Annotated in this window: 13 protein-coding genes; 5 read left to right on the top strand and 8 right to left on the bottom strand. The window is 68.0% G+C overall.

Translation table 11 applies throughout. From position 1 onward, the window contains the following. Nucleotides 1-2 precede the first annotated feature (2 nt). Nucleotides 3-572, bottom strand: a complete 570-nt coding sequence (locus OHA18_RS26590; protein ID WP_328998022.1) for a YceI family protein — start codon at nucleotides 570-572, stop codon at nucleotides 3-5. 144 nt (nucleotides 573-716) lie between these two features. On the opposite strand from OHA18_RS26590, the gene OHA18_RS26585 reads away from it, so the two are divergent. After that, nucleotides 717-1,175 (top strand): MarR family winged helix-turn-helix transcriptional regulator, encoded by a 459-nt coding sequence (locus tag OHA18_RS26585; RefSeq protein ID WP_329006165.1) that lies wholly within the window; start codon nucleotides 717-719, stop codon nucleotides 1,173-1,175. Nucleotides 1,176-1,187: 12 nt separating this feature from the next. Here the strand turns inward: OHA18_RS26585 and OHA18_RS26580 are convergent, their stop codons facing one another. Continuing rightward, a complete protein-coding gene (locus tag OHA18_RS26580; protein WP_328998021.1) occupies nucleotides 1,188-2,558 on the bottom strand; it encodes an FAD-dependent oxidoreductase in 1,371 nt (456 codons plus the stop codon). Nucleotides 2,559-2,640: 82 nt separating this feature from the next. Between OHA18_RS26580 and OHA18_RS26575 the strand changes: the two genes are divergently transcribed. Next, on the top strand, nucleotides 2,641-3,087 hold the full coding sequence (locus tag OHA18_RS26575; RefSeq protein ID WP_328998020.1) for a MarR family winged helix-turn-helix transcriptional regulator: 447 nt from the start codon (nucleotides 2,641-2,643) through the stop codon (nucleotides 3,085-3,087). A gap of 40 nt (nucleotides 3,088-3,127) precedes the next feature. Beyond that, the gene (locus OHA18_RS26570; RefSeq protein ID WP_328998019.1) at nucleotides 3,128-4,000 is read left to right on the top strand and encodes an aminoglycoside phosphotransferase family protein; all 873 of its coding nucleotides are present in this window, start codon (nucleotides 3,128-3,130) and stop codon (nucleotides 3,998-4,000) included. Here the strand turns inward: OHA18_RS26570 and OHA18_RS26565 are convergent. The 4 genes from OHA18_RS26565 to ettA form a co-directional block, all read right to left on the bottom strand. Further along, entirely contained in the window at nucleotides 3,984-4,604 is a 621-nt protein-coding gene (locus tag OHA18_RS26565; RefSeq protein ID WP_328998018.1) for a dihydrofolate reductase family protein, read from the bottom strand. The genes OHA18_RS26570 and OHA18_RS26565 overlap by 17 nt on opposite strands. After that, nucleotides 4,601-5,077: an SRPBCC domain-containing protein gene (locus OHA18_RS26560; protein ID WP_328998017.1), complete on the bottom strand. Its 477-nt coding sequence runs from the start codon at nucleotides 5,075-5,077 to the stop codon at nucleotides 4,601-4,603. Before OHA18_RS26560 ends, OHA18_RS26565 begins: the two co-directional genes overlap by 4 nt. Then, entirely contained in the window at nucleotides 5,074-5,412 is a 339-nt protein-coding gene (locus OHA18_RS26555) for an ArsR/SmtB family transcription factor (protein ID WP_328998016.1), read from the bottom strand. The genes OHA18_RS26560 and OHA18_RS26555 overlap by 4 nt, the downstream gene beginning before the upstream one ends. Before the next feature lie 105 nt (nucleotides 5,413-5,517). Next, nucleotides 5,518-7,200 (bottom strand): energy-dependent translational throttle protein EttA, encoded by a 1,683-nt coding sequence (gene ettA, locus OHA18_RS26550; protein WP_328998015.1) that lies wholly within the window; start codon nucleotides 7,198-7,200, stop codon nucleotides 5,518-5,520. A 139-nt stretch (nucleotides 7,201-7,339) separates the two neighbouring features. Between ettA and OHA18_RS26545 the strand changes: the two genes are divergently transcribed. Next, nucleotides 7,340-7,858, top strand: a complete 519-nt coding sequence (locus OHA18_RS26545) for a single-stranded DNA-binding protein (RefSeq protein ID WP_328998014.1) — start codon at nucleotides 7,340-7,342, stop codon at nucleotides 7,856-7,858. 81 nt (nucleotides 7,859-7,939) lie between these two features. Beyond that, the gene (locus tag OHA18_RS26540) at nucleotides 7,940-8,557 is read left to right on the top strand and encodes an SRPBCC family protein (RefSeq protein ID WP_328998013.1); all 618 of its coding nucleotides are present in this window, start codon (nucleotides 7,940-7,942) and stop codon (nucleotides 8,555-8,557) included. Nucleotides 8,558-8,643: 86 nt separating this feature from the next. On the opposite strand, the gene OHA18_RS26535 is transcribed toward OHA18_RS26540, so the two are convergent. Together OHA18_RS26535 and OHA18_RS26530 are read right to left on the bottom strand one after the other, a co-directional pair. Continuing rightward, the gene (locus tag OHA18_RS26535) at nucleotides 8,644-10,323 is read right to left on the bottom strand and encodes a GTPase (protein WP_328998012.1); all 1,680 of its coding nucleotides are present in this window, start codon (nucleotides 10,321-10,323) and stop codon (nucleotides 8,644-8,646) included. Continuing rightward, a complete protein-coding gene (locus OHA18_RS26530; RefSeq protein WP_328998011.1) occupies nucleotides 10,320-13,760 on the bottom strand; it encodes an AAA family ATPase in 3,441 nt (1,146 codons plus the stop codon). Before OHA18_RS26530 ends, OHA18_RS26535 begins: the two co-directional genes overlap by 4 nt. Between the last annotated feature and the right edge of the window lie 408 nt (nucleotides 13,761-14,168).

The raw sequence follows: 14,168 nt of genomic DNA, 5'->3' as shown, positions 1-14,168 counted from the left end.
CGTCAGGCCTGCAGCGCGGCCTGGACGTCGAGGTGGATGTCCACCTTGTCACCGATCAGCAGCTTGCCGCCCTCGAGCGGCACGTTGAAGTCGATGCCCCACTCCTTGCGGCTGATCGACGCGGAGGCCTCGAAGCCGATGATGGTCTGGCCGTAGGCGTTCTGGTCGACGCCGAGGAACTCGACCGCGAGCTCGATCGGCTTGGTGACGTTCTTGATGGTCAGCTCGCCGGCCAGGACGTAGTCGTCGCCCTCGGGCTTGATGGCCGTGCTGACGAAGGTCATCTTCGGGCTGTTCTCGGCGTCGAAGAAGTCGCCGGAGCGCAGGTGACCGTCGCGCTGCTCGCTGCGGGTGTGCACGGAGCCCAGCTCGACGGAGACATTCGTCACGGAGTCCTCGATGGAGTCCTTGACGTGGATCTCGCCGCTGAACTCCTGGAAGGTGCCGCGGACCTTGGTCATCAGGTGGCGGACGGTGAAGCCGATCTCGCTGTGCGCGGCGTCGAGGGCATACGTACCGGCGACCAGGCCGGGGATCGTGCTGGTCAGGGTGCCGGTGGTGGTGTCGCTCATGGGGTCCTCTCGGGAAGGTGGTACGTACTGGTCGGGGGCGACGCAGCCGGGGCTATAGTTAAAACTTCAACCGATGACTACGACAGTAGGCAGTAACGGTTTAAAAGTCAACTATATTCCCGGTACACTGTTCCCGTGACGACGATGGAGACTGGGACTCGGTGGCTCAGCCCCGAGCAGCAGGTGGCGTGGCGTGCGTACCTGCTGGGCACCGCACGCCTGATGGCCAAGCTCGACGACGACCTGCGCCGCTTCGGCCTCGGCATCAACGACTACGAGATCCTGGTCCGGCTCTCCGAGTCGCCCGACCGGCGGCTCCGGATGGCCGACCTGGCCGACCGGCTGCACCAGAGCCGGTCGCGCCTGACCCACACGGTCGGCCGCCTCGAGGCCGCCGACCTGGTCCGCCGTAAGTCGTGCACCAGCGACAAGCGGGGCGTCTGGGCCGAGCTGACCGACTCCGGCTTCGCCCTGCTGGAGCAGGCCGCGCCGCACCACGTCGACGGCGTCAGGGAGAACCTGGTCGACCTCGCCAGCTCCGAGGACTTCGCCGCCGTCGGGCGCGTGTTCGACGCGGTCTCGGAGCACATCGGGCAGCGCTGATCCAGTTCTGGCCTAGTTCTGGATCGCCGGGCCGGGCGTGATCTCCAAGGTCAGCTCGTCCCGGTCGGCGCCGCGGTAGGCCATCATCGAGTCGCGCATCCGCCGCTTGACCGGCGGGAGGTGGTTGACCGTGCGCATCGCCGTACGCATGCCGGCCAGCGCGACGCGTCCGACCACCGGCTTGTGCACCGGATCTGCCGACGTCATCTGAGCCCGCGACTTGATCACGGCATCGAAGCCGTACTCGATCATCTTCGCCTCGTACTCATTAACGGCCGGGATCAGCTCCTGGCGCCCGTCGCGTACGTCGATCAGCTTGCGGCAGAGGTTCACCGCATCGCGCAGCGCCGTGTTCGCACCCACGCCGCGGCCCGGCGTCATGGTGTGGATCGCGTCGCCGAGCAGCGTCACGTTCGTGGTCTTCCAGGGGTCCACCGGGACCGAGGTCCAGATGTTCACCGGGAAGCAGGTGCCCGGATCGGTCAGCTCGAACAGCTGGCGCAGGTTCGGGTGCCAGCCCGGGGTGACCTCCAGCGCGACCTTGACGAGCTCCTCGCCGCTCATCTTCATGATGTTCGCCGGCAGCTTGTCCCTGGTCGCCGACAGACCCCAGTTGATGTAGTCGCGAGTGTTGTCGAACTGCAGGCCCGGCCAGTTCCGGATCAGCTCCTCGGTGTTGCCGCCGATCCCGCTCTTCAGATGACCGTCACGGTCCCACTGGAACTCCATCACGTGCAGGATGCAGGCGAACCCACGTGGCGCGGTGACGATCGAGATGCCCTCGAACACCTTCGGCGACACCAGCTTCGCGCTCTCCTCGGTGATCGGCAGCTTGCCCGCGATCGCGACGATCCCGGTCTCCTCGGTCTTCGCCTGCGGCAGGTACTGACGGCGTACCCGAGACCCTGAGCCGTCGGCGGCGACGAGCAGGTCGCCGGTGGCGCTCGTGCCGTCGGCGAAGTACGCCGTGACCTGGTCTCGGTGCTGCTCGAACCGGGTGAACTCCTTGCCGAACTCGACGACGTCGTCCAGCCCGGTCAGCAACACCTGACGAAGCGTCATCCGGCTGATCGACTTCTCGCTCTCGACCGGGTCCGTCGACGCCGGGATCTCCATCGACAGGACCTCCTTGAGGTCCTCGGTCAGCATGTTGAAGTACTTCGGATCGCGCGCCTTCGTGGCCACGAACGTGTCGTACAGCTCCTGCGGCAGCAGCGCATGCAGCGCGCGACTGCCGTCCGGGTCGATACCGACCCGATAGCCGTGCAGACCGTCGGTCCGCAGGGTGTCCCGCTCGAACACCGTCACACCGATCCCGGCTCGCTTCAGCCCGTGCGCCAGCGCGAGCCCGCCGGTCCCGCCACCGATGACCAGTACCTTCATTTGTCTCGTCCCTTCAAGTATCTTGGTAATTCGAGTATCTTGGAGACCCGAGAGAAATGCAAGCCCTATGCTGAGGCGGACCATGACCAGTTCTCGAGAAGAGCTCGCGGGCGAGATCCAGGGGCGGATGATCCGCTTCATCGCCGGCGCGGTTCTGTACAACCACGCGGTGTCCGCGAAGGTGGGCCTGGGCGCGAGCGACTCCCAGTTCATGACGCTGCTGCAGACGTACGGTCCGCTCACGCCACGGCAGCTCGCCGAACACACCGGCCTCACGTCCGGGACGATCACCGGCGTCATCGATCGCCTCGAGTCGCACGGCTTCGTCACCCGCCGGCCCGATCCGGCCGACCGGCGCAAGGTCGTCGTGACGCCGTCGCTGGAGACGATCCAGGAGAAACTCGTCCCGCTGTACGCCGAGCAGGGCGCGCGGATGCAGGAGGTCCTGGCGACCCGGACCGCCGACGAGCTCCGGGTGATCTCGCAGTTCCTGGCCGACGCGATCGACAACGCTGTAGCCCCGAGCTAAAGACTTTGAGACCGCTCGCGCATTTCGGGACGCTTGCGCCGTGACAGATTCTCACCAGGACGGCCGGGCCGGCATCGACGCTGCGCTGGTACGGCGACTGATCGCGCAGCAGTTCCCGCAGTGGGCCGACCTTCCGGTCACCCCGGTCAAGGTCGACGGCTGGGACAACCGGACGTACCGGCTCGGTTCCGACCTGACCGCGCGCCTCCCGACGGCCGCTGCCTATGTGGCAGCCGTGGACAAGGAACACCAGTGGTTGCCGGTACTCGCGCCGTACCTGCCCGTCGAGATCCCGACCGCGATCGCCAAAGGCGCACCGGGTGAGGGATACCCGCACCCTTGGGCGATTCGCCGCTGGATCGACGGCCGGACCGCATCAGCTGAGACCGTGCCGGACCTTCCCGCCTTCGCCCGCTCGATCGCCGATTTCATCCTTGCGCTGCAGGACATCGACGCCGGCGGCGGACCGCTGGCCGGAGAGCACAGCTTCTACCGAGGTGCGTCGCTGCAGCATTACCACCACGAGACCGTCGAGGCCCTCGCCGTACTGAAGGGCCGCATCGACGCCGACCTCGCAGGTGAGGTGTGGGATGCCGCGCTCGCGTCGACGTGGGGTCGGCCGCCGGTCTGGTTCCACGGCGACATCGCGAGCGGCAATCTGCTCGTGCAGGAGGGTCGCCTGTCCGCAGTCATCGACTTCGGCACATCCGGCGTCGGCGATCCGGCCTGCGACCTGGTCATCGCCTACACGTTCTTCTCCGGCCCTTCCCGCGAGGCATTCCGCTCGGCCGTCGCCCAGGACTCCGGGATGTGGGCACGAGCCCGAGGCTGGGCACTGTGGAAGGCCCTGATCACCTCAGATCTCCCGGTGGTGCAGACCGTCCTGGACGACCACATCACACAAACGCACTGACCCCTTCGTACTCCCCCACCGCGGCGGCGCCGACGGTCTCGTACTCGAGCAACATGAGACCGCTCGGCGTCGCCTCATGTTTCGTCAGCTTCAGCCCCGCAGAATCAGCCGGCTGCTCGAACAGCCTCCGCCCCGCGCCGATCACAGTCGGCGCGACCACCAATCGCACCACATCCACCAGCCCGGCTCCCAGTAGCGCATTCCCCAGCCGGGCGCTCCCGTGCACCTGCAGCTCACCACCTGATCGCGCCTTCAGCTCCTCAACACCTGCGAAGGCACGCAGAACCGTCGTCGGCTGCCAATCGCCTTCGCTCACCGTCCGGCTCACGACGTACTTCGGCAGCGAATTCATCCGCTCCGTGAACGGATCGTCAGGATCAACGATCCGCGGCCAGTCCCGCGCGAACGCCTCGTACGTCCGTCGCCCGAGCAACAGTCCCTCAGCGAGATCGAGCCACTCCGAAGTACGCCGTACGAACATCACGTCGATGAACGGCACCAGCCACCCTCCACGCGTGAACCCGTCACTCGTGTCCTCGGTCGGCGACCCCGGCCCCTGACTCACCCCGTCCAGCGTCACGAACTCCGTCAGCACGAGCGTCATCGAACCTCCCCCTCGGCCAGCGTGGCCAGCTGCTTCGTGACCGATCCCCAGCCGTCCGCGAAGCCCAGCTGTTCGTGCCGCGCCCGGGCAGCCGATGTCCCATGCCGCACGATGACCCGGTAGGCCGTACCCTCCGGATGCTCCGCGAGCGTCACCTCCGCCGTCATCAGAAACGGCTCTGGACTGGCAGGACGCCAACTACTGTCGATCGCGTTGGTGAACACGAGCCGCTCGATCTCGTCAACCACAAGGAAGCTCGCGTCGAGATGCGGCACGAACTGCGTCCCGTCCTCGCTCAGCTGCGTCACCACCGCCCCGCCAGGGCGAACCTCGAGCCGCTCGACCCGGCAGACAGCCGGCGCCGGCACCCACCACTGCGCAAACTTCGCGGGATCGGTCCAGGCGTTCCAGACGGTCGCCCGCGGCGCTCGGATCACCCGCTCGACGGTCAGATCAAGCTCGGGATCGATCATGACTCTTCCTCCTGGGATTCCGTGACGAAGCGTTCCAGCCGGTCGGTGCGGTCGGACCAGATCCGGCGCTGCTCGGCGAGCCAGTCGTCGACGAGCGCCAGCCGCTCGCGATTCAGCAGACAGGTCCGCACCCGCCCGACCTTCACCGTGCGGATCAGCCCGTTCGACTCGAGCGTCCGGACGTGCTTCATGAACGACGGCAAGGTGATCGGGAACTCCGCCGCGAGCTCACCCACACTGGTCGGCCCGCGCCCGAGCCGCCGAATCACACTGCGTCGCGTGGGGTCGGCGAGCGCGACGAACACCCCGTCGGCCTCGGCCGAATACTGTGCCATGAGGCTAAGTATTGCCATCGGCTGATACTTAGCGCAAGGGCTAACTATCAGAAAGCACGAAGGACCCCGCCTCCGGGCCGGAAGCGGGGTCCTTCGACGACCTGATCAGTCGCGCTTGAGCCTGCGGTGGGTGACGCGGTGCGGACGCGCCGCCTCCGGGCCGAGCCGCTCGACCTTGTTCGCCTCGTACGACGCGAAGTTGCCCTCGAACCAGAACCACTTGGCCGGGTCGTCGTCGGTGCCCTCCCAGGCGAGGATGTGGGTCGCCACGCGGTCCAGGAACCACCGGTCGTGGGACACGACCACCGCACAGCCCGGGAACTCCAGCAGCGCATCCTCCAGCGACTGCAGGGTCTCGACGTCCAGGTCGTTGGTCGGCTCGTCGAGGAGCAGCAGGTTGCCGCCCATCTTCAGCGTCAGCGCCAGGTTCAGCCGGTTCCGCTCACCACCGGACAGTACGCCGGTGGGCTTCTGCTGGTCCGGGCCCTTGAAGCCGAACGAGGCGACGTACGCCCGGCTCGGCATCTCGAAGTTCGCGACCTTGATGAAGTCGAGCTCGTCGGACACCTGCTGCCAGACCGTCTTCTTCGGGTCCAGGCCGCCGCGCGACTGGTCGACGTACGAGATCTTGACCGTCTCACCCAGCTTCAGAGTGCCCTTGTCCGGCTGCTCCTCGCCGACGATCATCCGGAACAGCGTCGACTTGCCGACACCGTTCGGACCGACGATGCCGACGATGCCGGCCCGCGGCAGCGAGAAGCTCAGGCCGTCGAACAACGTGCGGTCGCCGAAGCCCTTCTCCAGCTTGTTCGCCTCGAGCACCGTGCTGCCCAGGCGCGGACCGGCCGGGATATTGATCTCGTCGATGTCCAGCTTCTTGGACCGCTCGGCCTCGGCCGCGAGCTCCTCGTAGCGAGCCAGCCGGGACTTGCTCTTCGTCTGCCGGGCCTTGGCATTCGACCGGACCCACTCGAGCTCGCGCTCCAGGATCTTCTGCCGCTTGGCGTCCTTCTGCCCCTCGACGACCAGACGCGCCTGCTTGGTCTCCAGGTACCTCGAGTAGTTGCCCTCGTAGCCGTACGTCCGGCCGCGGTCGAGCTCGAGGATCCACTCGGCCACGTTGTCCAGGAAGTACCGGTCGTGGGTGATCGCCATGACGGCACCCGGGTACTTCTGCAGGTGCTGCTCCAGCCACAGCACGGACTCGGCGTCCAGGTGGTTGGTGGGCTCGTCGAGGAGCAGCAGGTCAGGCTGCTGCAGCAGCAGCTTGCAGAGCGCTACCCGGCGGCGCTCACCGCCGGAGAGCTTGTCGACGATCGCGTCCGGCGGCGGACAGCGCAGCGCGTCCATCGCCTGCTCCAACTGGGCGTCGATGTCCCAGGCGTTGCGGTGGTCGAGCTCGGTCTGCAGGTCCCCCATCTCGGCCAGCAGCGCGTCGTAGTCGGCGTCCGGGTCGGCCAGCTCGGCGGTGACCTCGTTGAAGCGGTCGAGCTTCTGCTTGGTGTCGCCGACCCCTTCCTCGACGTTCTCCAGCACGGTCTTGCCCTCGGTCAACGGCGGCTCCTGCAGCAGGATCCCGACCGTCGCCCCGTCCGCCAGCCGCGCCTCGCCGTTGGAGGGCTGGTCGAGCCCCGCCATGATCTTGAACAGCGAGGACTTACCGGTGCCGTTGGGCCCGACCACGCCGATCTTCGCGCCGGTGAGGAAGTTCAAGGTGACGTTGTCGAGAACGACCTTGTCGCCGTGCGCCTTCCGGACGTTGCGAAGCGTGTAGATGAATTCCGCCATACCTAGAGCCTATGTGCTCCGGTCGCCCGTTACCCAACCGGTTGTCCACAGCCGCGATGTCCACCGGCCCGATCGGTCGTCGGCCGGTGCATCTTCTCTGGCGACAACCCCACCTCGCACCGAAGGGACGGCACCCACCATGAGCGTCGGCGACACCTACGTGACCGTTATGGGCTGGGTCGGCAGCGACCCCGAGTTCAAGGCGGTCGGGCAGCAACCACACGCGACCTTCCGGATCGGCTCGACCCCACGCCAGTTCGACAAGACCCTCCAGCGGTTCGTCGACAAGCCGACGACCTGGTTCACCGTGGACTGCTGGCGGATCCTTGCCCAGAACGCCTTCGATTCCATCCGTGTCGGCCAGCCGATCATCGTCACCGGCAGGCTACGCACCCACGAGTGGACCAACGACGCCGGTGCGCAGGTCACCCGCGTGGTGCTCGAAGCCTTCTCGATCGGCCATGACTTGAGCAAGGGCACCACCACCTTCACCAAGAACCCACCTCGCGCGGAGACCGCCTCCGCCACCAGCCCTGCCTTCACACCGCAGTCCACGCCGGCCGAGACCACGACGACGCCCTATCCGCCGGACGAGTATTCCGTCACGTCACTCCCGCTCCCCGCGACCACCGGACCCGCGGAAGCGGAGGCGGCATGATTATCTCACTCTTGACTTATATAAGCCCTGCCCGGCATTCTGAGGTCCATCCCAGCACCCGAGCAGGAGAGGTAAACACCTGTGATCGACATCCTCGAGCACATCAACGCGGTCCAGCGCGAGGTCAGCCGCACCGGCGACACCGTGACGGTGCTGATGCGCCGCTCGTACCAGGCGGAGCCGGCGGAGGTGTGGGACGCCCTCACCGACCCCGAGCGGATGAAACGCTGGTTCATGCCGGTCTCCGGCAACCTCGAGGTCGGCGGCACCTTCCAGTTGGAGGGCAACGCCGGCGGCGAGATCCTGGAGTGCGAGCCGCCCAAGCGGTTCAAGGTGACCTTCGGCGGTCCCAACAGCCTCCTCGAGCTCCGCTTGCTGCCCGGCGCGGACGCGTCCACCGAGTTGGAGCTGGAGCACTCGATGAGCGAGGCTCCGGCGCCCGGCGGCGCCGGCGCGCTGTGGGTCGGTCCAGGCTGGGACGGCGGCCTGCTCGGCCTCGCGCTCTACGTCACCGGAGAGCTCCCGGCGGAGACCGATCCGGCCGAAATGGCCAACTCCGCCGAGGTGATCAGCTACAACGAGCAGTCCGTCCGGGCCTGGATCGAAGCGATCCGCGGCTCGGGCACCACATCGGAGGAAGACCTGGTCTCCGCGGCCAAGATCTCCCTCTCGCAGTACGCCCCCGACGCCGAACTCTAAGGCCCGGCCGCCCGGCATGGAGCGCGCGCCAAGTCCGGCGCGCGCTCCGGCAGCCGCTCAGCCCCGACTGTCGTTCCGAAGGACGTCTATCCGCGGGCGATGGCGAGGCTGTCGCGGCAGGTCGAGTACGCGGTCAGCTCGTCGCGAGCCGGCGCGACAACGTGGCTGTCGGCAACTTTCTCCAGCTCGGTCCGCAGCGCCTGCGCCACCTGACGGGACCGTCGCAGCGCTCCGTTGGTCGCGAACACGCGGCAGACGAAGGAGAGCGCCAGCCCCAGGACGGCACCACCGACCAGCATGATCCAGGCGTACGGGATGCCGCCCCACTCCGGCAGTGGCGGGTCGTTCAGATCGGCGATCCGCGCCACCAGCAAGGCGATCAGCCACGCGGCACCGCCCAGCGTGACCAGGAACAGCAGCCACTGCACGATCCGCGCGAAGCCCCACCAGCCGGGATTGTTGGTGACACCAAGGTCCGTCCGCGCCACTGCCTGGTCGAGCTCGTCGCCGAGCGACTCCTCGTGGCGCCGGATCGTCGAGCGGACCGAATCGGCCCACGGACGCGACAACCCCTCGGCGGCCTTGTTCGTGATCGTGCGGACGGCGGCGTCCATCCGCGCCCGCTGCACAGGAGTTGCCGCAGGCAACGAAGTGCGGGCGATCGCCACCTCGCTGGACGCAGACTTGCGCAACGCCTTGCCCTGCTCGCGCGACACCTGGTCGCCGTGCAGCCGCCGCAACGGATCCGGACGGAACCGCCCGAGCCATTTGGTCACCGGCCATCCGGTCGCGGCCCGAGCGCGCTGCAGGTAGGAGCGCCGGACGGCATCCGAAACCACCGACAACCCGCTCGCGTCCGACAGCGCGTCGACCAGTTCGGTGACATCGGCCTCGGCGATCTCCGGTGTCTTCGCGGTGCCGCACTGGCTGGCCATCCGGTCCGCGACCCGGTCGACGTCGGCGGAGAGGCGCTCACGCGCGGAGCGCTTGTTGCTGACCCGCTTGACCAGCAGGCCGCGCACCTCGTCCAGACCGTCACCACTGACTGCCGACGTCGCGACAACCGTCGGCGACTTGAGCCCGTCCGACTTGAGCAGCCGGTCCAGGTCCTCGATGCAGCTCTTCCGCTGCTCGGGCGTCAGCTTGTCGATGTGGTTCAGCGCGAACACCATCACCCCGGAATGCGAGGCGAACGGTTTGATGTACCGGTTGTGCAGCGCCGCATCGGCGTACTTCTGCGGATCCACCACCCACACGAGCAGGTCGACCAGCTCCACGAGCCGGTCGACGATCAGGCGGTGCTCGACCTCGGTCGAGTCGTGGTCGGGAAGGTCCAGCAGGACCAGCCCGTCCAGGTCCTCGGAGTGGGCCTCCTCGAGCGAGCTGCGATGCTGCACCTGGTGCCGGCGCGGGATGCCCAGCCAGCTCAGCACCTCACCGGCCGGCTCGTCACCCCAGACGCAGGCCAAGGGCATCGAGCTGGTCGGCCGGCGCGTTCCGATCGCGGCCAGGTCGAGCCCGGTCAGCGCGTTGAACAGCGACGACTTCCCGGAGCCGGTCGCGCCTGCCAGCGCGACCACGGTCAGGTCGCCCGACATGCGCAGACGCTGTCCGGCCCGGTCCACGATCTGCGTCGCCTCGGTGAGCACGACCGGATCGAGCCGGCCGTCGCCGGCCTTCGCGGCCACCTCGATGGCGTCGATCTTCTTCAGGACATCGGTCTCCCCCCGCGCGGGGGTCTCGACCGTATCCACTGTTTCCGTCACGTGCAGTCCTCCACCGCGCGCGCGGCCTCCGTCAGTAGCCTGGCCGTCTCGGCGTCGACCGGATGCTGGTCAAGGACAGCCAGATAGCGGGCGAATTCGGCATCCATCAGGGCATGAACCTTACCGTCAAGATCCTCCCTTGCCTTATCGACCATGCCCTGAACTGCCTTGTCGCCGAAAACCGCCTCCAGCAGCCGCTGCCCGACAACCGCGCTGCCCGCGCCGGCGCTCACCTCGGCACCCTTCGGGATCCCGGCTCCACTGGCGAAGACCGACACCATCAGAGAAAGGCCGAGCCCGTTGACGCCGTACTCCAGGATGCGTGCCGTCGACTTCTTGGCACCGCCCTCCTTACGGATCACGTCGAGAACGAACGCCTGCCACTCCCGGACCGCACGAGCCGCAGCCTCCGGGAACTGCGCGGACAACGCCCCGAGCGAGCCACCGGCGGCCGTCGCTGCAGCCTGCTGATCAACTTCGGCGCCGTCGGCGGGGAGTTCGGCGTCGCCTGCGGCCAGCAGTTGGCGACCGGGGGCGGTTGCCTGCCAGGTCTTCTCGGCACGTTCCGCGGCGGCCGTCGCGTGCTCGTTCAGTAGCGACTCCAGCCCGGACTGGATCGCGTCGCTGACGTCGCGGGTCTCCGCCGGCTTGTTGCCCAGCGAGGTCTTCAGCCGGTCGCGCAGGCGGCCCGCGTTGGACTGCAGCCCCTTCAGGAGTTCACCAGTGCCGACGAACTCCTGCCAGCGAGCCAGCACCTCACCACGCAGCAGCGTCCCGTCCTGGCACGCCTTGGCAATGTCCTTCACGCCTTGGTCGTAGGCCGACTCGACCGACGATCGCAGCTCGATGGAGGTGTCCGCCTGCGCCTTGACCGCCTCCGCGAACGGCGCCGTCTTCTTCACCATCGCGCTGACCGCGCCCTGGAGCGTACGGCGGACCACGGCCGCGCGCGCCTCGGCGTCGGCAGCCAGGTCGACGAGCCAGTCCTTGATCGAGGCAACAGATGGCTGCGGGAGCATCCCGTTGCCGTCGACAACGGTCTCCTGGATCGAGAACAGCGGCGAATCACCGAGGCCGCGCTCGAGCAGCATCTGGGCGAGGTGACCGGTGATGTCGTCGATCGTCTCGCTCGGCGCCCGGTCGAGCACCACGGCGACCGCCGTACTCCGATCCGATGCGCTCTGCAGGAACTCCCACGGGACAGCGTCGGAGTACCGCGCCGCCGTGGTGACGAACAGCCAGAGGTCGGCCGCCCCGAGCAGCTGGGTCGCGAGGTCACGGTTCGCCTCGACGACGGAGTCGATGTCCGGTGCGTCCAGGATCGCGAGCCCGCGCGGAACGGTGTCAGAGGCAACCAACCGCAGCTGCCCCGCATCCTCCATGCCACCCGGCTCGTCCGAACTCGTCCGCGCCATCCCCGGCAGGACTCGATCCCCCACGAACCAGTCCGCGTCCGCCGGATGGTGAATCAGCACCGGCGACCGAGTCGTCGGCCGCAGCACGCCCGGCTCACTCACGACCTTGCCGATGACGGTGTTGACCAGCGTCGACTTCCCAGCCCCCGTCGACCCACCAACCACCGCAAGAACCGGCGCCTCCAGCTGCACCAGCCGCGGCAGCAAGTAGTCGTCCAGCTGATCCAACATCGACTTCTGCTGCTGCCGAGCTTCGTCAGCCCCCACAACCTCGAGCGGCAGCCGACTTCCCGCCAACACGCCCCGCAACTTCATCAACGCAGTAATCAAAGCCATAGCAGCCTGCTCAGCCGCCAACTGCTCCGCCAACTGCGCCGCAGTCAGCTCCTCTACATCTGCGTCCCCATCACCCTCACCACCGGCCGCATCCCCCACACCCTCAGCCGCCCCACCAGCAGCCTCACCCTCAGCACCATCCGCCGAACCACCGTCAGCCGCCACATCCTCAGCGCCGCCGGCAACACCATCCACAGCCTCGTCGGCACCACCATCCGCCGCCCCACCAGCAGCCTCCGCGGCCAACTCACCACCAACGGCATCCGCCGACTCAGCGACACCCTCGTCAGCCGAACCATCTGCAGCTCCGGTAGCAGCCTCTTCAGCGGTCCCGTCAGCGGCCTCTTCAGTCGTCTGATCGGTCGACTCGTCCGTCGACTCGTCCGCAGCGGCGTCGCCTACCGACCCGGCGTCCTCGTCCCCTGCTGCTTCGGCTGCATCGGTCCCAGCGCTCGCAGCAGCGTCTGTCGCCTCGGCTGCGTCATCGGTTCCAGACTCATGCGCGACATCCGACGCCCCATCCGCGTCACCACCTGCCGCTGCATCCGCAGCACCATCGGTCACCGAGTTCGCGTCGCCGCCCTGCGCCTCATCCGAGGATCCGTCGACCGCATCGTCACCAGCTGACTCATCTGCGGCATCGTCTGCAGTCCCGCTAGCGGCGTGCCGTCCCGCCCCATCCGCGGCACCGTCAACTCCCGGGCGAGTGCCGTCCTCCGCTGCCCCCGCCGAAGCCGCGTCCTCCGCTCCGTCAGTAGCCGCCCCGTCGGCAGCATCGTCTGCAGCCCCGCCAGCGGCGTGCCTGCCCGCCCCGTCAGCAGCACCGTCGGCAGCACCGTCTGCAGGACGGTCATCCGCACCGTCACCCGCCGGATCCGTGCCCTCGTCCGCTGACTTGACTGACGCACCGTCCTCCGCGCCGTCACCAGCTGACCCATCCGCGGCCCCAGCAGCAGCGTGCCTGCCCACCCCATCGGCAGCATCCTCCGCCGCCTCATCCGCGGCACCGTCTGCAGCCTGATCCGCGGCACCATCTGCCACCTCGCGCCCAGCACCGTCTGCGGCGTCATCCGTGGCGCCGTCTGCCACCTCGTGCCCAGCACCGTCTGCGGGGTCATCCGTGGCACCGTCGGCAGCCTGATCCGCGGCGCTATCTGCGGCAACGTCCGCCGAATCGTCGTCGGAGCTGTTCAGCGCCGTGTCTGCAGGCTCGTCGGCGACCTCGGAGGCGGCCTCTGCCGCGGTGTCGCCTTCTGAATCAGCAGCCGCGTGACCTGTCGGACCACCGTGCGGGCCGACGTCGCTCGCCTGGGGCTGTTGCTCATCGGAGTCGTTCTGCTGGTCCGCTGTGTTGCCGTCTTGAGCGGAGTTCTCCGACTGCTTCGGGAGGCCGATGATGATGTTGCCGTACTCGAGCGGGAAACCGTCCGGCGACTCATCCGGCTCGTACACGACACCCACGCTTGGACGCGATGGCTTCTCTGGAGTGGCGGCCCGTACGGCGGTCCCGTCACCGCTCGGCGCCATGCCCTCAGCGGTCTGGGAGGTGGTCTGCTCGGCGTTGTCGGTTGCTTCCGAGTCTGCTGCGGACTTGGCAGTCGGCGTTTGCTCGTCGGAGTTGGTCGCGTCGGCGGCATCGGTCGGCTCGGTGGCGGCCGTCTGATCGGACCCGTCGTCGTCGGTCACCTTGGCGGTGGAGTCGGACGTGGCCGTACCGTCGGCCGCCGTCCCGAGCTGCGAGTCAGAGGACTGCGCACTCGAAGAACCCGCCGCAGCAGCGTCAGCCTGTGCCGGAGCGTCCCCACCCGTCTGCCCCGAAGCGGCGTCAGGGTGCCCGGAAGCATCCCCGCTGGACTGCGCCGAGGCATCCCCGTCCGACGGTGCCGGAGCGTCCGCGCCGGACTGTGCGGAAGCGTCCCCACTGGACTGCGCGGAGGCGTCCCCGCCCGACGGTGCCGGAGCGTCCGCGCCGGACTGTGCGGAAGCATCCCCGCCGGTCCGTGCGGAACCATCGTCGCCGGGCTGTGAGGAAGCGCCTGGCTCCGACTGAGCAGGAGTATCTGTCGGGGACTGCGCCGGAGTGTCTGCGGCGCG

Source organism: Kribbella sp. NBC_00709 (assembly GCF_036226565.1).
Classification (GTDB): Bacteria; Actinomycetota; Actinomycetes; order Propionibacteriales; family Kribbellaceae; genus Kribbella.
The sequence above is the reverse complement of the archived record's forward strand: the minus strand, read 5'-3'. Positions and strand labels throughout refer to the sequence as shown.

Excerpts from the sequence above, each read along its gene's own strand:
- OHA18_RS26590 (WP_328998022.1), bottom strand. The coding sequence starts at position 572 with ATGAGCGACACCACCACCGGCACCCTGACCAGCACGATCCCCGGCCTG.
- OHA18_RS26585 (WP_329006165.1), top strand. The coding sequence starts at position 717 with ATGGAGACTGGGACTCGGTGGCTCAGCCCCGAGCAGCAGGTGGCGTGG.
- OHA18_RS26580 (WP_328998021.1), bottom strand. The coding sequence starts at position 2,558 with ATGAAGGTACTGGTCATCGGTGGCGGGACCGGCGGGCTCGCGCTGGCG.
- OHA18_RS26575 (WP_328998020.1), top strand. The coding sequence starts at position 2,641 with ATGACCAGTTCTCGAGAAGAGCTCGCGGGCGAGATCCAGGGGCGGATG.
- OHA18_RS26565 (WP_328998018.1), bottom strand. The coding sequence starts at position 4,604 with ATGACGCTCGTGCTGACGGAGTTCGTGACGCTGGACGGGGTGAGTCAG.
- OHA18_RS26560 (WP_328998017.1), bottom strand. The coding sequence starts at position 5,077 with ATGATCGATCCCGAGCTTGATCTGACCGTCGAGCGGGTGATCCGAGCG.
- OHA18_RS26555 (WP_328998016.1), bottom strand. The coding sequence starts at position 5,412 with ATGGCACAGTATTCGGCCGAGGCCGACGGGGTGTTCGTCGCGCTCGCC.
- ettA (WP_328998015.1), bottom strand. The coding sequence starts at position 7,200 with ATGGCGGAATTCATCTACACGCTTCGCAACGTCCGGAAGGCGCACGGC.
- OHA18_RS26545 (WP_328998014.1), top strand. The coding sequence starts at position 7,340 with ATGAGCGTCGGCGACACCTACGTGACCGTTATGGGCTGGGTCGGCAGC.